Source organism: Pseudoduganella sp. jia 12 (genome assembly GCF_055502675.1).
The window spans coordinates 16,177-41,036 of record NZ_JBUXKP010000012.1 but is presented as its reverse complement, the minus strand read 5'-3'; the positions used below and the strand labels follow the sequence as shown (position 1 = coordinate 41,036).

Genomic DNA, 24,860 nt, shown 5'->3' with positions numbered 1-24,860 from the left:
CTTCCAATAAAGGCCCGGATTTGCCGGGCCTTGTCGTTTCGACACCCCCCACGATATACTTGATGGTTCCACTCAACTATTAAGCAGCCAGCCGCCGCCAGCCCGCTACGTAGCAACAGCCACAACGTAGTCACCATCAGGAAGGGTTTCATGGCGCAGTTCTCCAAGCCGGCACGGGCCGATCTTCTCTCACTTCTCACGCTTCATCCGATCAGGCTTCGTCCAGTTGCCTTCGCGCTGCTGTGCGCCTGGGCTCCCGCTCATGCAGCTGATTACGCAGCTGATCCCGCCGACACTCCGGCCGAAGCCGATGCCGCCCCGGTCGCCGTCGTGAAAATCGAAGGCAGTAAGGCCGACGACGATTTCGTGGCCCGTCGTGGCGGCTCCGCCACGAAGACCGACACACCGCTGATCGAAACGCCGCAGTCGATCTCCGTGATCCCCGCCGAACGCCTGCAGCTGCAGGGTGCGCAAACCCTGCGGCAAACGCTGAACTACACGGCGGGCCTGGTCTCGGCATCGTTCGACAGTCGCGGCGACAGCGTCACCTCGCGCGGCGGTTCGCCCACGTCGCTGGTCGATGGCCTGCAGTACAACTTCGGCTCCTACAACACCACCCGCCCCGACCCGTTCATGCTGGAACGCGTGGAAGTGCTGCGCGGCCCATCGTCGGTGCTGTATGGCCAGGGCAGCGTGGGCGGCGTGATCAACTACGTCACCAAGAAGCCGCTGGCCGAACGGCGGCGCGAAGTGCAGGTGCAGGTCGGCAGCCATGACCGCAAGCAGGTGGCGGTGGACTTCAACGAGGTGCTCGATGACGCGGGCCACTGGCGCCTGCGCGTGGTGGCGATCGGCCGCGACAGCGGCTCGCAGGTGGACCACGTGGCGGACGACCGCAAGGTGCTGATGCCGTCGCTGACGTGGGCGCCGGATGCCGACACGTCGCTCACGCTGCTTGCGCTGCGCCAGCAGGACGAAAGCGGCTCGCTGATCGGCTTCTTCCCGTGGCAAGGTACCCTGCTGCCGTCGCAATATGGCCGGATCCCGACCGATACGTTCACGGGCGAGCCGGGCTGGGATGCCTACAAGACGGACCGGACGTCGTTCGGCTGGCAGTTCAGCCACCACTTCAACGACAACCTCGTGCTGCGCCAGAACGCCCGCAAGAGCAACTCCGAAGTGGACTACCGCAGCGCCTACACGAGCTTCACCCCGATCCAGGCGACGGGACGGCCGGGCCGCCCCGTGTTCAATGCCGACAACCGCACGATCGAGCGCGACCTGATCCAGCAGGCGAATGCGCTCGACACGCTGCTGTTCGACACGCAGCTCGAAGCGCAATTCGCCACCGGCCGCTGGCAGCACACTTTCCTGGCCGGCTTCGACGTGCAGCGCGCCGAGACGCGGCAGGCCACCGGTCGCGGCATCGCTGCGGCGCTCGATGTCTATAACCCCGTGTATGGCAACTTCACCGCGCCCGTGTCGCTGGCGCACCAGCCGACCGCGGTGCTGCACCAGAAGGGCTTCTACGTACAGGAACAGGCGAAGTTCGACGAGCGCTGGGTCGGCGTGCTGGGCTGGCGCCGCGACCATGCCGAGAACGACATCGAAGGCCGCCCCGCTTCCCGCACCGACGACAAGGCCAACACGAAGCGCGTGGGCCTGCTGTACCTGGGCGACAGCGGTTTTTCTCCCTATGTCAGCTACGCCGAATCGTTCCTGCCGCTGGGGGGCGTCGATGCGTACAACGAACCGTTCAAGCCGCAGCGCGGCAAGCAGTGGGAAGCCGGCGTGAAATGGCAGCCGGCCGCCGCGGTGACGGCATCGCTGGCGCTGTACCAGCTGCGCGACCAGAACCGCAAGACCGCCGATCCGGCGAACCCGCAGAACAGCCTGCAGCTGGGCGAAGTGAAGGTGCGCGGCGCGGAACTGGAAACGGCCGGTGCCGTGCGCGGCTGGGACTGGACCGCCGCGTACACGTTCACCGACGCGCGCGTCTCGCGCAGCAATGGCGCCGACCTGGGCAAGCGCGTATCCGGCATCCCGAAGCACAACGCGTCGGCCTGGCTCGCGCGCGGCTTCTCCGTTGGCGGCGCGACCGGCTTCACGGCGGGGGCCGGCGTGCGCTATCTCGGCACGTCGCTGGACGGCACCGATTCGCTGGAAACGCCATCGGCCACGCTGGTCGATGCCCTGCTCGCCTGGCAGACCGGCCAGTGGCGCTTCGCGCTGAACGCCGTCAACCTGGCCGACAAGGTGCAGATCACCACCTGCCTCGCCCGCGGCGACTGCTTCTACGGGCAGCGGCGCACGGTCATGCTGACGGCGCGGTATCTCTGGTAAAAAAGTTGCAGGAAAACCGGTTTTGAAAAGCAAAAAGCCCCGCCGCTTGCGCGACGGGGCTTTCTGCATGCAGCGAAGCTGGCTTAGAACTTGTAGTTCACACCCAGCAGCAAGGTGCGGCCGTATTTCTGGTATTCCAGCTGCTGGTTCTTCGAACCGTTGTAGGTTTCGTAGGCGGCGTTGCGCAGGTTGTTCGCCTGCAGCACGATACCCATGTCCTTCAGCGGACCGTTCTGGAACGTGTAGCCGACCTGGAAGTCCAGGATGCTCTCGCCCACCACGTAGCGCAGCGAACGTTCGGCGGCGAAGTTGCCGATCTCGCCCACGAAGTCGGAACGCTTGCGCTGGCTCAGGCGGGTCTCGAAGCCGTTCTTCTCGTAGTACACGGTCAGGTTCGTCACGCGCTTGGACAGGCCGGGCAGCGGGATGTTCTGGCCGATCGAGCCATCCGGTTCCTGGATCGCGATATTGCTGTCCGTGTAGGTTCCCGAAGCCACGATGCCGAAGCCATCCAGCACCGGGGTCAGCATGTTCAGCGGGAGGGAGCCGGACAGTTCGATGCCGCGCATGATACCGCCGTTGCCGTTGTACGGTGCCTTGTAGTCGCCGAATACCGTGTTGGCCTTGGTGCCCGGCACGAACGCCGAGAAGTCATAGGTCTTCGTCTGCGTGAAGATGTACGTGTCGAGCTTCTTGAAGAAGAATGCCGCGGCCACGTAGGCCTTCTTGCCGAAGTACTTTTCATACGACACGTCGAACGCCTTGGCGCGCCATGGATCGAGCTGCGCATTGCCGCCCGATGCACCCGGCTTGAACGTGGTGTCCGACACGCCGAAGTCCAGCGCGGCGCGCAGCTGGTCCACGCGCGGGCGGGCGATCTGCTTGGCCATTGCCACGCGCACGGTCTGGTCGTTCGGCAGGCCGAAGTTCAGGTTCATGCTCGGCAGCCAGTCGTTGTACGACTTGCCGTCGTGGATCGGCTGTACCTGTTGGTCGCCGGCCAGTGCGCCGTTGAAGTACTTCGAATCGGACGACTGCTTGGTGTGCTGCACCTGCACGCCCACGTTACCGCGCAGCGAGATGTCGCCGAACTCGTGTTCGATGTTCGCCTTGGCGTAGGCCGTGGAGATCTTCTCGCGCACCGACCAGTTCTTGATCAGGATGGCGCCGCTGCCGGCGGTCGGGTTGAACGTCATGTAGCGTGCGACGACAGCCGGCACGTCCCATGCCGGCACGTTGCCGACACCGGCGAAACCCAGGTCGACGGAACCGTACAGCAGCGACGGGTCGATCGTGGTCGGGTTGCCGGCCAGGTTGATGTTGCCTTCCGGCTGGTCCTTGTCCTTCGAGCGGTCGCTGAAGTTGACGCCCACGTCGAAGCCGGCGAACCAGTTTTCCAGTGCGGCCGGCGCCTGGAAGTTGGCCGCCAGCTTTACGCTCTTGAGCTCATCTTCCACGTACGGCACCTTGCCGTAGCCGGAGCCGTAGATCGTGTTCTTCACGTACAGGTTCGAGGCGTCGCTGTAGTCGGCGCGGCCCGGCGTCATCGTCGGGAACGTGCCGCTGTTGAAGCCCAGGTTGATCGTGTCGAGGTACTGCGCGTTGTTGACGGCACCCAGCTGCAGGTTGTTTTCCAGGCCCAGTTCGTCGCGCTTGGCTTTCGACCAGGACAGGTCGGCCACCAGCTTCACGCCATCCAGGCGCCATTCGTTGTTCCAGCCGAGCGCGCGGATGTCGTCGCGCCGGTTCGTATACATGCCGCGCACCAGCGGGTAGACGTTGTTGGCGATGGCGGTGCTGATCGCATTGCCGTTCTTCGTCAGGTTCGAATAGAACGGCGAAGGCTGCAGGTCGCCGTTCCAGCCGGACAGGTTCACTTCGAACTGGTTGGCGGTGTCTTCATGCTTGAACACCGACGCGTAGAAATCCAGCGTGCTGGTGAACGACTTGGTTGGGCGGTATTCGACCACGCCCATCAGGCCGTCGCGGCGGTTGTAGCCGGTGCGCGACAGGGCCTTGATGCCATCGGTGGCGGTGGTGCCTGCCGGCAGGCCGGTGCGGGCATCGGTCTTCCACGGTTCGTAGATGCCGGTCTCGTTGGCCAGCACCGGCGACTCCAGGTGCGCGAAGCCGATCGCCACGCCCAGCTTGCGGTTCAGGAACTGGTCGATGTAGCTGATGGAGAAGCGGTTGCCCAGCGACTTCGTGTTGGCCATGCTGCCCAGCGAATTGTGCTCGGCACGGGCGTTCATCGCCACGGTGCGTTTGCCGAAGTTCAGCGGACGCACGGTCTGCAGGTCGATCGTGCCCGACAGGCCCTGGCCGATCAGGCCAGCGTCCGGGGTCTTGTAGATCGTCACGCCCGACAGCAGTTCGGACGGGTACTGGTCGAATTCCACGGAGCGGTTGTCGCCGGTGGATACCTGTTCGCGGCCGTTCAGCAGCGTGGTGGAAAAGTCCGGGGACAGGCCCCGCACCGAGATCACCTGTGCACGGCCGGCCACGCGCTGGGCGGCCAGGCCCGGCAGGCGGGCGATCGATTCGGCGATGGACACGTCCGGCAGCTTGCCGATGTCTTCGGCGGAGATGGCTTCGACGATCGACGACGAATCCTTCTTGACCGAGATGGCATCCTCGATGCCGCGGCGGATGCCGGTCACGGTCACGGTGGCGATCGGCGCCTCGGCCGCCGGGGTGGTTTGTTCCTGCGCGGCGACCGGGGTGGCCAGCGCGGCGACGAACAGTGCGCAGCCGGTTGCTACCGGGCTCAGTTGCAGGGCCGTGCGCATGCGGCGCTCAGGCGCGAAGAATTTCATCGAAGTCCCCTCAATAAATACGAATTTTTCCCATGCTCAATAATTAGCTCGACTACATGGGAATCCAAGGATTGTGGCCGCTCTGTCAGACGTCCTGGAAGAATTTTGTATTAAAACTAGATGCAGTGTCAATTAAAGTTCAGTCCAGAATCGGCCGATTCAGCCGTTTTGCGGCCTGCCAGGGGGCCGCATCACGTTTTCGTTGTATGCCGGCTACAGAACGCTGAACAGCGATCTGTAGTGGAACTACAAAATATGCCATGAAACAACCGTTTCCACTGTAAAGATGTAACGAAACCGCCATCCGGGCGCAGAACATGTATTAAAACTAGGCATCTTGTCCAGCGGGTCGTTGTACATGCCCTGCGAACATAGTATTCTGCTCACGTTTCAGAGGAAGCAAGCCGCCCAAGAGCTTGTAGTCCCACTACTTATCGGTTTTCGCAGAGGAGACGCATGCGCCATACCGTATTGCCGCCGGCCCTGGCTGTGCCGGCCCTGACCGTACCACTCCTGCTGGCTCTCGTTGCGGTGCGCGCCCCGGCCGCAGCCGCACCGGCCACACCCGCCATCGGCACTTACCGCATCGACCACCTGGAGCCCGCGTCATGGTGGGCGGGCATGCGGCACCGCACACTGCAACTGATGGTGCATGGCCAGCGCATCGCCGAGCTGCAGCCGCGCATCGATTACCCGGGCCTGCGCATCGCCGGCACCACGCGCGTGGCCAACCCGAATTACCTGTTCATCGACCTGGCGCTGGCTGCCGACGTACGGCCGGGCAGTGTCGACATCGCTTTCCACCCTGCCGGCCAGGCTGGAAAGCCGGCAGTACTGACTCACCGCTACCAGCTGCGCTCGCGCGCGCCCGGCTCGCGCGAGCGCCAGGGCTTCACGAGCCGCGATGCCATCTACCAGGTGATGCCGGACCGTTTCGCCAACGGCGACCCGTCGAACGACAGCATCGCGGCCATGCCGGACAAGGCGAACCGCGCAGCTGGGGGCGGCCGGCATGGGGGCGACCTGGCCGGCATGACCGCCCATCTCGACTACATTGCCGCGATGGGCTACACGCAGGTGTGGCCCACGCCGCTGCTCGAGAACGACATGCCGGCCTATTCGTATCACGGCTACGCGGCCACCGACCATTACCGCATCGACCGGCGCTACGGCAGCAACGAGGACTTCCGCGCCTTCGTGCAAGCCGCGCGCGCAAAGGGCATCGGCGTCATCCAGGATGTGGTACTGAACCACATCGGTGCCGGCCACTGGTGGATGAAGGACATGCCGATGCCGGACTGGATCACCCACGAGGGCAAGCCCGTGATGACGCGGCACCACCGCGTGGCGGTCGGCGACCCGTACGGCAGCCGCGCCGATGCGCGCAATTTCACCGAAGGCTGGTTTTCGCGCGGCATGCCCGATCTCAATGGCTCGAATCCCCACGTGGCGAATTACCTCATCCAGAACACGATCTGGTGGATCGAGTACGCGGGCCTGTCCGGCCTGCGGGTCGATACGTGGGGCTACTCGAACAATGCCTTGCTCGCCGAATGGTCGCGCCGCGTGATGGCCGAATACCCGAACCTGAACCTGGTCGGCGAGGAATGGAGCACGCGCGTGCCTGTCGTGGCGCGCTGGCAGGCCGGCAAGGCCAACCACGACGGCTACGTGTCCCATTTGCCGTCGCTGATGGATTTTCCGCTCAACGATGCGCTGCGCCGCGCGCTGGCCAGTACGGCCATTGACAGCAACCACGGTACCTTCAGCCTGAACGACCTGTATGAAACGCTGGCCCAGGATCACCTGTATCCGGCACCGCAAGACCTCGTGCTGTTCGAAGGCAACCACGACCTGCCCCGCACCTGGAGCGTGCTGGGTGAAGACATCGGCCTGTGGAAGATGGCGATGGCCTACGTGCTGACGGCGCCGCGCATCCCGCAGCTCTACTACGGCACCGAGATCCTCATGACGAGCACCACGCAGGGCCGCGACGACGCGTCGTACCGCCACGATTTTCCGGGCGGCTGGCCGGGCGACAAGGTGAATGCGTTTACCGGCGCGGGCCTCACGCCGGCGCAGCGCGATGCACAGGCCTTTCTGAAAAAACTGCTGAACTGGCGCAAGGGCGCCACCGTGATCCACCATGGCCGGACGATGCATTTCGGCCCCGAACAGGATACCTATGTGTTCTTCCGTTATGGCAGCAATGCGCAAGGCGGCGGCAAGGTGATGGTCGCGCTGAACAAGAACCGCACGCCCGTCACGCTCGACACGGCCCGCTTCGGCGAAATGCTCGAAGGCGTCAATGCCGGCACCGATGTCCTCACCGGACAGACCTTCCACCTCGAACGCGGCATCACGCTGCCGGCCCGCACGGCCATCATCCTGGAGTTGAAACAATGAAGCGCACCCTTATCGCCACCGCCACCCTGGCCATGCTCTTCGCCGGCTCGCTGCACTGCGCCGAACAGGCCATTCCCTTCGGTTCCTGGGGCAAGCCGGAAACGGTGCGCATCAGCGTCGACGACGAAAAGGCGCCGCTGCGCACCTACACGCATGGCACGACGATGAAGCTGCGCGACGGCGATCCGCAGAATGTGACCTATGCCGAGAGCGCCGGGCTGCCGCGCGTGCGCAGCGGGAGCGTGGCGTTCGACGCGCTGTTCGCGATGGCGATGGCCGAGATGCGGCAGGATGCCGTGGCCGCGATCCGCGACGACTCCTATAACGGCGGGCAGCCCATTCCGTGCGACTGCTTTGAAACCGGCGAGAAATGGCATTACGTGTGGACGCGCGACCTGTCGTACGCGGCCGGCCTGGGACTGGGCATGCTGGACCCGCAACGGGTGCGCAACTCGCTGCAGTTCAAGCTCTCGGGCTACCGGGATGGCGTGAAGAAGCCGGCCGCAGTGCCCGGCACCGAGGACGGCCTGCAGATCGTGCAGGACACCGGCAGCGGCGGCAGCTGGCCCGTCAGCACCGACCGCGTCACGTGGGCATTCGGCGCCGACGAGGCGTTGAAGGCGCTACCGCCGGCCGAGCGCGCGGCGTTCGTGCCGGTCGCCCTGAAAGCCCTGTCGAACACGATCGAGATCGACCGCGTGGCCGCGTTCGACCCTGCTTCGGGCCTGTACAACGGCGAAGAGTCGTTCCTCGACTGGCGCGAGCAGACCTATGCGGACTGGATCCCCGGCCAGCTGGCGCACATGGCGACGGCGAAGGCGCTGTCGACCAACGTGGCCCACTACAAGGCGCTCACGCTGGCCACGCAACTGGCGGAGGAACAGGGCGACGCCACCATGGCGAAGCGCTTCGGCGGCTGGGCCGTGCAACTGAAGGATGCGATCAACGACCGGCTGTGGCTGGAGGATGCCGGCATGTACAGCAGCCTCACCGCCGGCCATTTCGACGGCGCGCCGCTGCACAAGTTCGACTGGCTGGGCCAGGCGCTGGCGATCGTCACCGGCGTGGCGGACGCCGAGCAGGCGAACAGCATCGTCGCCCGCTACCCGCACGGGCCGATGGGCGCGCCGGTGATCTGGCCGCAGCAGCCGGGCCGCGCCGTGTATCACAACCGGGCGATCTGGCCCTTCGTCACCGCCTATGGGCTGAAGGCCGCGATCCAGGTGCAGAACGTGGCGGCGGCCGATGCCGCCTACGACACGCTGCTGCGCGGGGCCGCCGTCAACGCGTCGAACATGGAAAACTTCGAATGGCTCACGGGCCTGCCGATGTTCGACCCGAGCGGCGGCAAGCAGGCGGACCTGGCGGGTCCCGTCGTCAATTCGCGCCGCCAGCTGTGGTCCGTGGGCGGCTTTGCCGGCGCGCTGGTGAGCGGCGTGTTCGGCATCTCGACCACGCAGGACGGCATCGACGTCAGGCCGTTCGTCACGTCGAAGCTGCGCAATGAGGCATTCCAGGGCAGCGGCACGGCCCTGCTGTCCGGCCTGAAGCTGCGCAACCACGTGATCGACGTGCAGCTGGTACTGCCGCCGGCGCAGTCCATGGCCGGCTATCATCCCGTGCAGCAGGTGCTGTTGAACGGCAAGCCCGTCGATGGCCGCATCAAGTGGGCGGATCTCGGCGACCGGAACACGATCGTCGTGCAACTGGGCACCCTGGTGCCGGGGCGGCAGGCGATCACGCGGGTGGCGGCCGACCCGCTGGCCATCGATCCGGCCGTGTTCTCGCCGGCCGATCCGGCGATCGTGTCCGCCGCGAAAGGCAGGCTCGCATTCGCGTCGAAGCCGGCGGCAGGCACCGTCTACAACGTGTATCGCGACGGCCAGCTGGCGGCAGCGGGCGTAGAAGCCGCCAGCTGGACCGATCCGAAGCCGGCCGCTGCCGCATGCTACGCGGTGGAAGCCATGTTCCCCGGCTCGGGCAACCGCAGCCACCACAGCGCGCCGGCCTGCACGGGCACGGCGATCGACATCGGCGCCGGCGACAGGCGCATCGCATCGAGCGTGGAAGCGGAAAACGGCGTGATCGTTAATTGGGGCGCACCTGCCGATACCTTCGCCGCCACGCTCGCCGTGCCGCAGGCCGGCACCTACGCGGTGCAGGTCCGCTACCGCAACAATGCGCACCAGGTCAACCTGGGCATCACGGGCGGCGTCAAGTGGATGAAGGTGCGCGACGCGGCGGGCAACGTCGTGGCCCAGGGGGTCGTGCAGTTGCCCCACTCCCCTGCCGGCCAGGCCGTGTACTCGACGCCGCTGTCCGCGCAACTGAAGGCGGGCAAGCACGCGATCGAACTGTCGGACTTCATCAACATGAGCAGCCTGCAATCGAATGCCACCTATGCCGATGCCGGCGGCAAGTCGGGTCCGGCGAACCGGGTCGACATCCATGGCATCCGGCTGCTCGCCACGGGCGCGACAGCGCCGGCGCCGGTGGCGAAAGGCCGCCTCGTCATCGTCGACGACTTCGCATCGCCGCAACTGGGCAACACCCGCAAGCTGCGCATCTGGCTGCCGGCAGGCTACGAGCGCAATCCCGGCAAGCGCTACCCGGTGCTGTACATGCACGACGGCCAGAACCTGTTCGACCAGAAGACGGCCTACAGCACCGAATGGCACATCGACGAAGTGGTCGACCGGCTCGCCGCGCAAGGCGACATGCGCGAGATCATCGTGGTCGGCGTCGACAACACGCCGGACCGCAACAGCGAGTACACGCCCTGCTGCGACATGCGCTACGGCGGCGGCAAGGTCGCCGCCTATGGCCGCTTCCTCGTCGAGACCGTCAAGCCCTACATCGACAGGCAATACCGCACGCTGCCCGGCCGGGCCGATACCGCCGTCATGGGGTCGTCGTTCGGCGGCCTGGCGTCGCTGTACCTGGCGCAGCACCATGCGGACGTCTTCGGCCAGGCCGGCATCATGTCCGGTTCGTTCTGGTGGAACGGCGGCACGCCCGTCACCAGCGCGCGCAAGATCGCGGCAACGCCGGTTCGGTTGTACGTGGACGCCGGCACGGGCATGGACGGCGTCGAAGGCACGCGGGCATTCCGCCAGGCCGTGCTGAAGAACGGCTGGCGCGAGGGCGACAACCTGCTGTACGTGGAAGACGAAGGCGGCATGCACAACGAGCAGGCCTGGGCCGGCCGCGTGCACCGCGCGTTGCAATGGTTCTTCCCGGCTGCCCGGCCCGCCAAGGGCACGAACGCGACGCGGTAGATTCCTGCCGCATCGGGCACGCCGGCAGCCGCTTTATCGCGGCTGGCCCAACTGGCGGAAGTCCGCGCTGCCGGGCCGGCCCGGCAGGTCGAGACGCGCCACGGCACGCGGCGATTCGGCCACGATGCGGCCGCGCCGCATCACCAGCCGGCGCGCAGCACGCAACCGGATCGCCTCGATCGGATCCCCCGCGTCCAGCAGCACCAGGTCGGCATGGCAGCCGGGTTCCAGGCCATAGCCTTCCAGCCCGAGGATCTTCGCTGGATTTTCGGTGACGGCCGCGAAGCAGGCGCGTATCCCTTGCTGGCTCGTCATCTGCGCCACGTGCAGGCCCATGTGCGCCACCTCCAGCATGTCGCCGGACCCCATGCCGTACCACGGGTCCATCACGCAGTCGTGGCCGAACGCCACGGTGACGCCGGCCGCCATCAGTTCCGGCACGCGCGTCATGCCACGGCGTTTCGGATACGTGTCGTGCCGGCCCTGCAGCGTGATGTTGATCAGCGGGTTGGCAATGGCGGCCACGCCGGATTCGGCGATCAGGGGCAGCAGCTTGCTCACGTAGTAGTTGTCCATCGAATGCATCGACGTCAGGTGCGAGCCGGCCACGCGGCCGTGCAGACCGAGGCGGTGCGTCTCGGCGGCCAGCGTTTCGATGTGGCGCGACAGCGGATCGTCCGATTCGTCGCAATGCATGTCCACCATCAGCCCCTGCTCCGCCGCGAACTCGCACAGCACGCGCACCGACTCGGCGCCATCGGCCATCGTGCGCTCGAAATGGGGAATGCCGCCGACGACGTCCACGCCCATCGCGATCGCCCGCTTCAGGTTGGCCAGCGCCGTGGGGCTGCGCAGCACGCCATCCTGCGGGAACGCCACGAGCTGCATGTCGATATATGGCGCCACACGGCGCTTTACTTCCAGCAGCGCCTCCACCGCCAGCAGGCGGTCGTCGCAGACGTCCACGTGGGTGCGGATCGCCAGCAGGCCGCGCGCCACCGCCCAGTCGCAATAGCGCATGGCCCGTTCGACCAGCGCTTCCTGCGTGAGCTGCGGTTTCAGTTCGCCCCACAACGCGATCCCTTCGAGCAGCGTGCCGCTGGCGTTCACGCGCGGCAGGCCGTAGGACAGCGTGGCATCCATGTGGAAGTGCGCGTCGACGAACGGCGGCGAGACCAGGTCGCCTTCCGCGTCGATCTCGCGCGCCGCGGTCATGGCGAGGCGCGGGCCGACCGCGGCGATGCGGCCGGCCTGCACGGCGATGTCGATGCCGGTGCGGCCGTCGGGCAGCGTGGCGTTGCGGATAACGAATTCCATGGGTGACTCCGGCAATGGGGATGACTGATTGTAGGGAAATCCCGGCAAATCGTGCAATGGCAACGGAAAATCTGCCATCGAAACGTATGTTGCAGTGCGTAAATTTACGAATAAAGAAAGCACAAAGCGCTTTCCAACGTCTTATTTCATCGCTAGAATTCATTTATTGCAACGCACAATTCCTTGTTCCCAGGAGAGACTATGGCTTCGATTACCGAACAGATTTCCGAACAGATTTCCAGGACGAGCAAAACGCAACTTGAAAGCCAGCTCAATTTCCTGAACAGCGTGCTGAAGAATACGGTCGATGGCGCCGGCCAGCTCGTGGCACTGAACCTGAGCACGGCACGCAACGCCGCCGAACGCGGCACGGTTGCCGCCCGCAAGCTGATCGAAGCGAAAGACACCAGCGCGGTGTTCGAACTGGCGCGCCCGCTGTCCGCCATAGAGGGCCTGTTTGCCTACAACCGCGAAGTGTTCTCGATCGCCACCAAGACCCACCAGGCGCTGCTGCACACGGCCACGGAACGGTTCCGCGACGTGCCGGCCAAGACACTGGCATTGGCCACGCCGGTCGTTGCGCAAGTGTCCGAGTCCGCTGCGAATGCCGCGCTGGCCGCCACGAACGCGGCGGCAGAAGCGGCGCAGTCTGCCGCTTCCGGCGCCACCGCGACGGCTTCCCAAGCGGCACATGCGGCAAGCGATGCCGCGCAGGCCGCAACAAACAGCACGGTGGAAGCGACCCGCGCAACTGCCGGCAGCGTGGCGCAGGCCACCTCCGCAGTGCAAAGTACAGTGCAGGATACGGCGCAAGCCGCCACGAAGGCAACGCAGGATGCAGGCGAAGCCGCGGTGAAGAACACGGGCGATGCGGTCGAAGCGGCCAGCGAGTCGATTTTTCGCGCGGCTGAGGCCGGGGCTGAAGCTGGGGCCGACGTCGGCGCCGACGCAGCGTCGAAGGCAACGGACGCGGTGAGCGAAGCCGTGGAACGCGTAACGGCCGCAGCCGCGGATGCGCCGGTTGCCGCACCGATCGCGGCCGAATCCGCCGAGTCCACCGCTTCGGTATCCGAGGCCGAAACCACGGCGTCGAAAGCCGTGCGCGGCAAGCCGGCCACGAAACCCGTCGCCGAAGCGCTGGCCGCCCTGGCCGACAACAAGCCGGCCCGCTCGGCGCCTGGCAAGTCCCGCAAGTAATTTCCCTCCCCAACGTCGGCCGGGCCCGCACGGGCCCGGCCGACGCGCTCTGCCCGCCTGATGTATCCTAGTGCCCCGAATCGGCCACTGGCCCCATTCAAGGATATGTCATGAGTTTATCGAGGCTAATCGCCGGCTTCGTGCGGACGCATTGGCGCGCATATGCGGGCGCCGGCGTGATGCTGGCCCTCGTTGCCGTCATCGGCGTCTGGATTCCCCGCAAGATCGGCCAGATGGTCGACGCCCTGGCCGCGCAGCGTCTCTCGCACACGGAACTGATCGAAGGCGTGGGCCTGCTGCTGCTGGTCGGCGTGGCCAACTACGGCCTGCGCGTGGCGTGGCGGATCCGGCTGTATTCGACCGCCTACCGGCTCGGCGTGGAATTGCGCACGCGCTTCTACAGGCGCCTCACGCTGCAGGGCCCGGCCTTCTACCAGAAGCAGCGCACCGGCGACCTGATGGCGCTGGCCACCAACGACATCGATTCGATCGAACAGGCGGCCGGCGAAGCCATGCTGGCCGGCTTCGACGGCGCCCTCACGCTGGTGCTGGTGATCGGCATCATGATGCTGGGCGTCGACTGGCGCCTCGCGCTCGTCGCCCTGCTGCCCTTCCCGCTGATGGCATGGGCGTTCTGGCGCATCTCCTCGCAGATCCACAAGGCGGCGGGCGATTCGCTGAAACGGTTTTCGGCGCTGAACGACCATGTGCAGGAAACCCTGACCGGCGTGCGCACGCTGCGCACGCTCGGCCTGGAAGGGCGCAGCGCCGCCACGTTTTCCGAGCTGGCCGGCAAGGCATCGAACGCGGCGCTCACCGCGCAGCGCTGGGAGGCGGCCTACGAACCGGCCGTGGGCCTGACACTGACGGCCGCCACCGGCCTCACGCTGGGCCTGGGCGGCTACCTCATATGGACGAACCAGCTGACGATCGGCGCGCTGACGAGCTTTTCGATGTACCTGGGCCAGCTGATCTGGCCGATGTTCGCCGCCGGCTGGGTGCTGTCGCTGCTGGAACGGGGCCGCGCCGCATGGCAGCGGCTGCAGCCGCTGCTCGATGCGCCGCTGACGATCGCCGACCACGGCACGGTGGCCGAACTGCAGCCGGGCGAACTGGCGGTCGACCACCTGACCGTGTGCTACCCGGGGCAATCGGAATCGGCGCTGGCCGACGTGACGCTGCGCCTGCGGCCGGGGCAGACGCTGGGCCTGGTCGGCCCCACCGGCTCCGGCAAGACCACGCTGCTGCGCGTGCTGCTGCGCCAGCTGGCGCCGCAGTCGGGCACCGTGCTTTGGCACGGCCATCGGCTGGAAGAATACAAGCTCGAGGCGTTGCGCGGCGCGATCAGCTGGGTGCCGCAGGAATCGTTCCTGTTCTCGGCATCGATCGCGGAGAACATCGCGCTGGCCAAGCCTGGCGCCACCCGGGCCGAGGTGGAACACGCGGCCGACCTGGCAGCTATCCACGACGACATCCTGCTGTTCCCGCACCGCTACGACACGGAAGTGGGCGAGCGCGGCATCACGCTGTCCGGCGGCCAGCGCCAGCGCGTGGCGATCGCCCGCGCGCTGCTGTCCGATAACGACCTGCTGCTGCTGGACGATGCGCTGTCGGCGGTCGACACGGGCACCGAAACGCGCATTCTCGACCACCTGGAAGAGCTGCGCCGCGCACGGCCGGTGCGCAGCGCGATCATCGCCAGCCACCGGCTCTCGGCCGTGGTGAACGCCGACTGGATCGTCGTGCTGCACCACGGCCGCCTGGTCGAACAGGGCACGCACGACGAACTGCTGGCGCACGATGGCTGGTATGCCCGGCAGTGGCGCTATCAACAACTGGAGGCGAGCCTCGATGCAAGCTAGCACGGACGAAAACCCACAGGAAAAATCGCACGCCGAATCGATGCGGCGGGCAACGGGCCTGCTGAAGGATGCCGCCGGGCCGGACGGCCACCACCTGTGGTGGGCCGTGCTGTGGCTGGTCATCGCCGCCGGGCTGGAAGTGGTCGGGCCGCTGCTGGGCAAGCGGCTGATCGACGAACACCTGCTGCCGCGCGTGATGGACTGGCAGGCGATGGCGCTGCTGCTGGGCGGCGTGGTGGTCACCGGCTGCGCCGCCTCCTGGCTGCGCTACCTGCAGCTGGTGCGCCTGTCCGGCCTGGCGATGCGCTCGGTGCAGCGGCTGCGCGAGCGCGTATACGGCCACGTGCTGCGCCTGCCGATGGCGTTCTTCGACCGCGCCATCACCGGCCAGCTGGTGTCGCGCGTGACGAACGATACCGAGGCGGTGAAGGGCCTGTATATCCAGGTGCTGTTCGTGATCCTGGACAGCACCATCGTGTTGATCGGTACGATCCTGGCCATGGCGTGGCTGGACTGGCGGCTGATGTCGCTGGTGGTGGCGCTGATGCCGTGCGTGCTGCTGATCGTGTGGCTGTACCAGCGCCTGTCGGCGCCGGCGGTGGCGAAGGCGCGCCAGCTGCGCAGCGACATCAATGCCCAGGTGGCCGAATCGATCGGCGGCATGAGCGTGCTGCAGGCGAACAATGCGCAGGCGCGTTTCGCCGAGCGCTTTTCGCGCACCAATGAAGACCAGTACACGCAGCGGGTGGCCGAGATCCGCGCCAATGCCTGGCTGCTGCGGCCGGCGCTGGACATGCTGAACGTGGTACTGCTCGCCTCCGTGATCTGGCTGTTCGGCCTGCGCGGCGAAAGCACCGTGCTCGGCGTGGCGGAAGTGGGCGTGCTGTACGCGTTCATCAGCTATATCGCGCGCGTGATCGAGCCGCTGATCCAGATCACCCAGCAATTCTCGCAATTGCAGCAGTCGGTGGTGGCCACGGCGCGCGTGGCCACGCTGCTCGACGAAGCGGGGGCGCCGGAGCACGGGAAGAACGCGGCCAGCGAGGCCGCGAACGAGGTGGTGTCGCCGGACACGCCGGCGATCGACATCCGCCACCTGGACTTCGCCTATGTCGGCGACCAGAAAGTATTGCACGACCTTTCCCTGCAAATCCCGCAAGGCGCGTTCTACGGCATCGTCGGCCATACCGGCAGCGGCAAGTCGACGCTGATGTCGCTGCTGCTGCGCTACTACCCGGCGCCGCGCGGCAGCATCCTGATGAATGGCGTGCCGCTGGACGATATCGGGAACGACGCGTTCCGCGCCCGCGTGGGCCTGGTGCCGCAGGATCCGTTCCTGCTGGCTGCGTCGGCCCGCGACAACATCGACATGGGGCGCAACCTGCCGCCCGAACGGATCGAGCGGGCGGCGCGCGCGGCGCATGCGCACGACTTCATCGTGGCACTGGAAGACGGCTACGACACGCTGCTGGGCGAAGGCGGTTCGCGCCTGTCTTCCGGCCAGAAGCAGCTGATCGCGATCGCCCGGGCGCTGGCCGGCGAGCCGCGCGTGCTGATGCTGGACGAAGCCACGTCGCGCATCGACAGCTCCACCGAGCAGATCGTGCAGCAGGCGCTGGACGAATTGCGCGGACAGGTAACGATCATCGCGATCGCCCACCGGCTGTCGACGATCCGCGACGCCGACCGCATCGTGGTGCTGAACCATGGCCGCATCGAAGAATCCGGCCCGCACGACGCGCTGATGCGGATCGAGGGCGGCCTGTACCAGCGGCTGTACCTGCTGCAGCAACTGGCCGCCTGACCTTGCCGTCCACGATGCACTTCGGCCAATGACGGCGCGACAATGTTGTTGCGGAAATGCCGTGGCAAAGCGCTCGTCCGTGATATTTCAAGGACGAGCGTGAAATCCCCTATGGCAACAAGCCTATAATATGTGCACTCGCGCTCCCTCCCCGCGCGGCAAGGACCTTTCGTTGGCCACCCTGCTCTCCGTCTTCCATCCCCGCGCCGTTCGCCGCCTCGCCGCCATCCTGGTGCTGGCGCCGGCGTTCGCGTTCGGCCAGGCCGCGCTCGACGCGGAGCTGGCTGCGACGCGCGAGATGGTGCGCTTCAAGCCGGACGACGCGGTTTCCCGGCTTGGCCGGCTCGAGCCGCAGGCACGGGCCGCTCCACTGGCCACCCGCGCCGAGTTCCAATGGCTGTACAGCAGCGCGATCCGGCGCGGCGGCGACCCGCGGCGCGCGCTGGCGATGGGCGATGAACTGGTGGCCTGGGGCCGCGCGGCGCGCGATGACGCCGTCCAGGCCAAGGGCCAGCTCGCCCGCGCCTATGCGCTGTTCGACCTGGACGACCTGCCAGGCTCGCACAAGGCGGCATTCGAAGCAGAACGGGTGGCGCGCCATGCCGCCGACGTGCCGCTGCGTGTGCAGACAACGATCACGGCCGGCCAGGCCTGTCAGGAGCAGGGCAACTATCCGGCCGCGCTGGCCCGGCTGCAGGCGGCCGTCGACCTGGCGCGCACGGTGCAGGGCGATGACGCGCCGCTGGCCAGTGCCCTGAATGCGCTGACATTCCTGTACACGGACATGAAGCAGTTCGACAAGGGCTGGGAAGCGCAGCGCGAATCGCTGGAAGTGGCGCAGCGGATGAAATCCCCCGGCCGGCTGGCGATCGCGCTGGCCACCGAATATGGCCTGGCGATCGAATCGGGGCAGCATGAACGGGCCCGCCGCGCGCTGCTGGCGGAACTCGATGTCGAGCGCCGGCTGGGCGCGCGGCAGATGATCGCCGACACGCTCGTGAATTTGTCGGACCTTTACCTGAAGAAGGGCGACTACCGGAACACGATCGTGTTCGCGCGGCAGGCGCTGGCCGCGGGCGAGGACGTGAAAAGCCCGAGCGTGATCGCCACGGCCCGGGTCAACCTGGGCCAGGCTTTCCTGGGCATGGGCCGGCTGGCCGACGGCAAGCGCCAGTTCGAAGCCGGGCTGGATGCCTATGAAAAAAGCGGCGTGAAGCCGGAACTGCAGGCCGTGCTGCTGGAATACGGCGCCGCGCTGGAACGCGCCGGCGACTACCGGGGCGCCATCGACGCCTATCACCGCGAACGCGCCATGTCGAATGAAATGTTCGCCGGGGAACGCCAGAAGGCTGTGCTGGAACTGCAGCAAAAGTACGATACCGAGAAGAAGCAGCGGCAGATCGAGGCACTGCGCCACGATAACCGCGTGAAGAGCGTGGAGCTGGTCAACCACCGGCTCGAGCAACGCATCTGGTGGCTGCTGGCGATCGTGTTCGCGCTGGCCGCCCTGGTCGTGGGCCTGCTGTATCGCAAGGTGCGCCAGGCGAATGCCCAGCTCGAGGTGAAGAACCGGGAACTGAAACAGCAGAGCGCACGCGATCCGCTGACGGCGCTGTACAACCGCCGGCACTTCCAGGAGTTCATGCGCCAGCACGGGCTGGCCGAGCCCGGCCAGCTCGTGCCCGGAGAAACCGAGCGGCGCCAGCATGCCGTTGCCGCTGATGACGATACGATCGGCGCGCTGTTCCTGCTGGATGTCGACCACTTCAAGCACATTAACGACAGTCATGGCCACGCGGCCGGCGATGCGGTGCTGAAGATGATCGCGGCGAGCCTGCGCGAAACGCTGCGCGACACGGACATGATCGTGCGCTGGGGCGGCGAGGAATTCCTGGCATTCCTGCCGGCCGTGCCGCGCGGCGGCCTCGACGACGTGGCACGCCGCATCCTGCACGGCATCTCGTCGCAATCCCTGCAATACCAGGGCACCATGCTGTCGGTGAACGCATCGGTAGGATTCGCGCCGTTCCCGCTGGTGGCGCTCGGTACGCCACTGTCGTGGGAACGCGCCGTCAACCTCGTCGACATGGCACTGTACATGGCCAAGTCGCATGGCCGCAACCGCGCCTATGGCGTGTGCGGTTTCCATGACCTGGAGCGCACGACGCTGGAAGCCGTCGAGCAGGATCTCGAGGGCGCGTGGCGCAGCGGCTTCGTCGACATGGTGGTGGTGGTGGCGGGCGACATGCCCGCTGCCGAGGACGCAGTGGAGCGGGCAGAGCTGGTGTCTTGAACTGCCGCTTCGGATACCAACCCAGAGGCAGAATCCGGGGTCGGACCCCGGCCTTTGCATCTGGGGTAAATATACGAGGGCCCTACCCTTACTTCGACTTGCCTTTTTCCGCCTCTTCCTCGTCCTCGCGTGCCGCCTCGGCGCTGGCCTGCACTTTTTCGCCGGCCCGTTCGAGCTTTTCGCCGACCACTTCGGCGGCCTTGTTCAGGTTCTCGCCGGCCGTTTCCGCCGCCTTGTCCAGCTCGCGGCCGGTTTCCTTGGCCGCTTCCTGGAAGTCTTCGCGTGCCTTTTCCAGGTGCTCGGCCGCTTTCTCGGTAGCCTGGTCGAGTTCGCGGCCGGCGCGCTCGGCCGGGCCGTCGATCCGGCGGTCGTCTTCCTTCTGGCAGCCGGCCAGCGCCAGCAGCAGCGCCAGGATGCCGGTGGCCATGGTGAATCGTGATGGTTGTTGCGTGATACGTTGCATGATGTCCTCCTTGCCGGCAGCTTAACAAACTTCGGCGGCAAGCCGCGATCCGGCTGCCGGCCGCGCCGCTTTCCTACCCTTCGCAGCGTTCGCCGGCCCATTGCCGGCCAGCCTGCAGGCACACATGCATCTCGCGCTCCAGCCGCGCGGCCCGGTCCCGAAGGGCGCCGCAATCGCTGCCGCCCTGTGCGCTGCACTGCCCGGCGAGGCCGATCGCGCTGCGGTAGTTGCCCTGGGCAAGTTCGCGTTCGGCCTCGGCGCGCAACCGCCGGGCCTCGGCACTGCCGCCCGGCGTTTGCACCGCGGCCGTGGCAACGCGCGGCGGCGTCGTCGACAGCGGCGGCGGATAGGCGGCCTGGCCGGCCTGCGCCACTTGCACACCTTGCCCGCTTATTTGCCCGCTTATTTGCCCGGTCACTTGTCCATTGCCTTGTCCATTGCCTTGTCCACTGCCTTGCCCGGCACCTTCGAGCAGCGTCGACTCCAGCATCCGCGACAGCGATTCGCGCAGTGCTTCGATACGCGGCCGGGATGCCGGCCGGTTCAATTTTTCGGCCTTGTCCAGCCTGGCTTCCACACAGGCCCGATCCTTTTTGGCCAGGCACGCATTGGCTTCGTCGAGCAGCTTTTCGGCGCGGCGCGTGTCGATGCGTTCGCGCATTTCGCGGGTTTCGTCATCGTCCTTCCAGCGCTTGACGAAAGCCGACAGCCGCGCCGACGCCTTGTCGAGCGCATCGGCCGACAAGGCCGCCTCCAGCGCGGTCCGGGCATCGGACCATGCCTTGGCGCGCTGGTTTTTCCTTTCGCAGGCCGGCGCGGCACTGGCGATCGCTTTCTGCAGCCGCGCCACCTGCACCGTGTCGGCCTTGGCGCTGCGCAGTTCGGCCAGCGTCTCCCGCGCATCGGCGACCTTGCAGCTTTCCGCCAGCGCGATGGCTTCGTCGACCTTGCCCGCCAGCTGCTTTGCCGGATCGCCCGGCTTCACGAGGAACCAGATCGCCACGAGCAGCAAGCCCACGAATATCCACGTGCCCTTGCCGACCGGCTTGCGCACCGGCGGCAGCGATGGCCCGCCGGGCATGCTGCCCGGCGGCCGGGGCACGCCGGCCGACGGCTGCGGTTGCTGGTAACGCGGCGCCTGGGTGGGGCCGGGGCGCGATGGCGCCGGCGCCGCCGGCGGCGTGGCGGCCGGCGGCTGCGCCGGTGGGCGAACCGGCGGCGGCACGGGTGCCGGCGGTGGCGGCGTTACCGTTGCCGGTGGCGGAACCGGCGCTGGTGCCGGCGCTGGTGCCTGTACAGGCGCGGAAGCGGGCGGCATGGCGCTGCGCGCCTGGTTGGTGGCGCAATACGGGCAGAACCGCACGGCGCGCGGGAAGCCGCGGCCGCACGCCTGGTTGATGCAACGATAGCTGTAGCGAACTTCGGACGTCACCGTTTACTCCGGGTCGGGGATGTCATCCGCCGGATCGGGGATCGCCCGGGCGAACAGCGGCGCCAGTTCGGCCACCGCGCCCGCAGGCTGCCATTGATCCACGTGCGGCACCCAGCGCATGTTCCAGGCCTTGGTGGCGGCATCCACTTCGCCGCGCGCGATCCGCTCGGCCAGCTCGGCCACCGTGTACGGTCCTTGCTGCGTCCGGTTGACGAACACCTTGAAGAGCGCGGATGAACTGGTCAACGACGCGGTAGCCGAAGGTGCCGGCGACGCAACGCCTGCGTGGGTGTCGAGCCCCTTGGCGATCGATACGCCGCCACCCAGCAGCGCCTTGGCGGCGGTCTCGCCTGCCAGGTACTCGGCGCGCGGCACGCGCTTGTCGACACTGTGCTGCACTTCCCACTGGTAGGCGTCGGACGCCGACCCCGGCACCGGCTCGCTCCACTGCAGCAGCAGTTCCAGCGCGCGGTCGAACGACCCGGCCAGCGCCGGCTCGGCCGCCAGCGCGCGGCGCAGCCATTCGTCGTGCAGCCGCTTGGCCGTGATGTTCGGCAGCGACGGCGACGGCAGCTCGGCCCCGGTCTCGTCCACTTCCAGGCGCGGCTGGTAGACGCGATGCTGGTAATGGCGCATCAGCGCCGCCAGCAGCAGGAACTGGTGCGGCCCCATGCGCGCCAGGCGCTGCTGCACGGTGGCCACGATCTGTTCGCGGTAGAACGCAGGCAGGCCGTTGGAACGGACCGCATATTCGTTCCCCACCTGCAGCCATTCGCCGGACCCCTGCTCCACCTCGAACAGGTACTGGCCGCGCGGCTGGAACGATGCCTCGCGGTCGGCCAGGTCGGCCTTGCGTTTCAACACGCCGATGGCGACGGCCTGCAGGAACCATTCGTAATCGTCGGCCAGCCGGTTCAGTTCATCCATGCCGGGCGCGATCGGGTGGCGGAAGCGCGTCGCGTCGAAGTGCAGGTGCGTGGGGATCTTCGGATTCTCGATCTGGTACGACGTGCGCCACGTGGGCAGGCCGCGCAGCACCGTCATCGGGTAGCCGGACAGTTCGATGTAGCACACCGCCCTGCCCTTGACGCCCGTGTTGACGATGTTGACCAGCTCGCCGTGGAAATAGCCGGTGGGCACGGCCGCGCGGATTTCCGCTTCCAGCCGCTTCCAGGCAGTGACGTCGCCGACGCCGACGAAGCACTTGAACTGGTCGGCGCCCGGCGTGAACTCCGCCGAGAACCTGGCGTTCACCCACGGCATCGCGCTCTTGAGCCATTCGGCAAAGACGCGCTGGCGCTCCTGCACCGACATGGCCAGCAGGCGGTCCAGCAGTGGATCGGACGGTTCCGAATTGATTCCTCCTTCGGCTTGTTCCGTGGACAGCTGCGTCTGCGCGCGGCGGAACAGTTTGAGCAGCAGCGAGGAGCGCAGCTTTTCGTCGCCCAGCTGCGGGAACAGCCGCGCCGAGCCGCCGAACTCCAGCAGCACTTCCTCGCTCCACGCCGACACGTCGCCGGTCAGCTTGACGGGCGGCGGCGCTTCGTCGTTCGCCAGCTTCATGTACGTGGCATGGTCATGCTGCGCATCGGCGCGCAATTGCGCCACGCGCTGGTCGACGGCGCCCAGCATCGCTTCCACGTGGCGGCGCCCGTCCTGGAACTCGCCGGCGATGCCGGACCATATGGCCTGGCCCTTCTCGTCGACCGATTGCGGTTCGCCCAGCCAGGAAGACGTTTGCCGCAGCACCTCGGCCGACTGGCCGGCGGTGACGGCGAGCAGGTGGAATCGCAGGTAGTCGGCAATGTCGCGTTTCAGGTGCACGATCACCTCGCGCGCCTGCGCATTCGCGTTGATCCATTTGCTGGCTGCCTGCGAGAGATTGTTGAGCGATTCCTCGACCTGCCGCGTACGCAGCGCATCGCGCATTTCGCGGTAGCGGCGCTCGTTATGCTCCATGCGCGGGATGTCGCGCTGGGCCACGCGGGCCTTGATCTGCTCGAGCAGCGACAGCACGAATTCCAGGCCGCCCTGGCGGCGATCGTCCAGCAGCGCATACAGGCGCTCGCGCACCCGGCCCTTCAGCCGCATCACCAGTTCCTGCGTGTGGCGCTTCAGGCGGTCTTCGCTGGTCTCGGCGATGGCACCCGCTTCGCGGATCGCATCGCGTTCCAGCTGCGGCAGCAGCTCGGCGATCTTGGCGCGCCATTCCTTCAGGTCGTAGCCGCCGGTGATGCGGTCGATCTCGGCCTGCACCTTCGCTTCCACGCGTTCCAGCAGCGAGCGCTGGTCCTTGTCCATCAGCAGCTGGTCGGTCAGTGCGTATTCCTGGAACGGCGTCACTTCCACCGTGCCCTTCTTGAAATCCGGGAACTCGTCGAACGGGCGCTCCGCCAGCCACATGTGCTCGCGCATGAACACGTCGCGCTCGCCGTCGCCGGCGCGGCGGGCCGGGGCGCCATCCTTGCCGATGATGCCGAAGAAGGCCTTCACCATCAGCGCCGCGAGTTCATAGGCGCGGATATCCTCGCGCAGGCCCTGCTGCGTGTCGAGCACGGACTGGCCGAACGCCGAATACACTTTCGAATACGACAGCCGCATGTCGCCGAAGCGCTGTTCCGGCACCTTGGGATTGAACGGCCCGAGCTTGTGCTGCTGCTGGTTGACGGCCACCGAGCGCTTGCGGTTCGCGAAATCGGCCGAGGCGAAATCCTCGAACAGCGAGTCGGCCACCATCTGGTACACGTCCTTGACGTCCTGCGTGGCCTTGTTGGCCAGGTTGGCGGTATCGACGAAGTACACGTCGTCGTACGGCGCCCCGCGGCCGACCAGGCTGTCCGGGTCGGCCCAGCGCACCTGCGCGTTCATGTCGCGCATCGCCGTTTCCATTTCCATCAGCGTGGCGTAGGCATTGGCCTCGGTGCGCTCCTTGTTGGCGTGCACATAGCCGGTGGGCATGAACATCACCAGGTCGACCTGGCTGTCCGCGACTTCCTGCCGGGCGATCGCCTTGGCCAGCCAGCCAAGGTCGAGCGCGGTACCGGCGCCGGTGCCGCCCGCGTTCGACGCGATGACGACGATACGGAATTTCGACGTGTCGACTTGCAGGCCCAGCCTCTGGTAATTGTCCTTGCGCTCGATGCCGGCGTTCGACGCCAGGAAATTCAGCGCGCCCTTGATGCGGCCGCGCAGTTTCGGGTATTTGTTGAACAGGTACAGTCGCGCCACGGCGCGGATCTGGCCCGCTCCCAGCGATGGGTCGATGCCCAGCGAACGCAGCTTCTTCGGCCGCAGCGGCATCCAGTTTTCGATGAGCGGAAAGCGCGCCAGGCTGTCGTCGGATTCGTGGTATTGCTGCAGGTCGATCGGTTCGACCAACCGCTCCTCATCGCCCAGCTTGACCAGTTCGTACCACGGGTCGGTGCGCTGCGACTTGCCTTCGTCGATGACGGCGCCGCTGTCCAGGTCGATATGCAGGAAGCGCGCGACGGGGAATTCGCCGATCGATTCGACGCGCGCCGGATGGTGCCGGTTCCACACGGCAGACAGGATGCGCCGCCGGATCCGCATCATCACTTCCATGCCGGTGCCGCCGGCGCCGATGAACAGCGTCGGCCGCAGGTCAACCTTCAACTCCGTCTTTTTCCCG

The 24,860-nt window shown here is 66.7% G+C and carries 12 protein-coding genes; 7 read left to right on the top strand and 5 right to left on the bottom strand.

The features are described 5' to 3' along the window. Positions 1 to 150: 150 nt before the first annotated feature. Complete coding sequence (locus tag ACY65G_RS24015) at positions 151 to 2,343, top strand: TonB-dependent siderophore receptor (protein WP_464999813.1); 2,193 nt, start codon at positions 151 to 153, stop codon at positions 2,341 to 2,343. Between the two features lie 83 nt (positions 2,344 to 2,426). Here the strand turns inward: ACY65G_RS24015 and ACY65G_RS24010 are convergent, their stop codons facing one another. Beyond that, positions 2,427 to 5,159, bottom strand: coding sequence for a TonB-dependent receptor (locus tag ACY65G_RS24010; protein ID WP_464999812.1), 2,733 nt, complete (start codon positions 5,157 to 5,159; stop codon positions 2,427 to 2,429). Between the two features lie 456 nt (positions 5,160 to 5,615). Between ACY65G_RS24010 and ACY65G_RS24005 the strand changes: the two genes are divergently transcribed. Further along, positions 5,616 to 7,565 (top strand): glycoside hydrolase family 13 protein, encoded by a 1,950-nt coding sequence (locus ACY65G_RS24005; protein ID WP_464999811.1) that lies wholly within the window; start codon positions 5,616 to 5,618, stop codon positions 7,563 to 7,565. Then, complete coding sequence (locus tag ACY65G_RS24000) at positions 7,562 to 10,843, top strand: alpha/beta hydrolase-fold protein (RefSeq protein WP_464999810.1); 3,282 nt, start codon at positions 7,562 to 7,564, stop codon at positions 10,841 to 10,843. The genes ACY65G_RS24005 and ACY65G_RS24000 overlap by 4 nt, the downstream gene beginning before the upstream one ends. A gap of 33 nt (positions 10,844 to 10,876) precedes the next feature. Here ACY65G_RS24000 and ACY65G_RS23995 read toward each other — a convergent pair whose 3' ends face one another. Next, complete coding sequence (locus ACY65G_RS23995; RefSeq protein WP_464999809.1) at positions 10,877 to 12,160, bottom strand: amidohydrolase family protein; 1,284 nt, start codon at positions 12,158 to 12,160, stop codon at positions 10,877 to 10,879. Positions 12,161 to 12,361: 201 nt separating this feature from the next. Here ACY65G_RS23995 and ACY65G_RS23990 point away from each other — a divergent pair, with 201 nt between their 5' ends. From ACY65G_RS23990 to ACY65G_RS23975, 4 genes are all read left to right on the top strand, one after another. Beyond that, positions 12,362 to 13,357 (top strand): phasin family protein, encoded by a 996-nt coding sequence (locus tag ACY65G_RS23990; RefSeq protein WP_464999808.1) that lies wholly within the window; start codon positions 12,362 to 12,364, stop codon positions 13,355 to 13,357. 110 nt (positions 13,358 to 13,467) lie between these two features. Next, a complete protein-coding gene (locus ACY65G_RS23985; RefSeq protein WP_464999807.1) occupies positions 13,468 to 15,219 on the top strand; it encodes an ABC transporter ATP-binding protein in 1,752 nt (583 codons plus the stop codon). Continuing rightward, positions 15,209 to 17,023 carry an ABC transporter ATP-binding protein gene (locus tag ACY65G_RS23980; RefSeq protein WP_464999806.1) on the top strand — a complete coding sequence of 605 codons (1,815 nt, stop codon included), beginning with the start codon at positions 15,209 to 15,211 and terminating at the stop codon, positions 17,021 to 17,023. The genes ACY65G_RS23985 and ACY65G_RS23980 overlap by 11 nt, the downstream gene beginning before the upstream one ends. A 172-nt stretch (positions 17,024 to 17,195) precedes the next feature. Next, entirely contained in the window at positions 17,196 to 19,316 is a 2,121-nt protein-coding gene (locus tag ACY65G_RS23975) for a tetratricopeptide repeat-containing diguanylate cyclase (protein WP_464999805.1), read from the top strand. Between the two features lie 88 nt (positions 19,317 to 19,404). Here the strand turns inward: ACY65G_RS23975 and ACY65G_RS23970 are convergent, their stop codons facing one another. From ACY65G_RS23970 to ACY65G_RS23960, 3 genes are all read right to left on the bottom strand, one after another. Next, positions 19,405 to 19,779, bottom strand: coding sequence for an apolipophorin (locus ACY65G_RS23970; RefSeq protein WP_464999804.1), 375 nt, complete (start codon positions 19,777 to 19,779; stop codon positions 19,405 to 19,407). Positions 19,780 to 19,852: 73 nt separating this feature from the next. Next, positions 19,853 to 21,211 (bottom strand): hypothetical protein, encoded by a 1,359-nt coding sequence (locus ACY65G_RS23965; RefSeq protein WP_464999803.1) that lies wholly within the window; start codon positions 21,209 to 21,211, stop codon positions 19,853 to 19,855. 3 nt (positions 21,212 to 21,214) lie between these two features. Then, a complete protein-coding gene (locus ACY65G_RS23960; protein WP_464999802.1) occupies positions 21,215 to 24,844 on the bottom strand; it encodes a tubulin-like doman-containing protein in 3,630 nt (1,209 codons plus the stop codon). Positions 24,845 to 24,860: the final 16 nt, after the last annotated feature.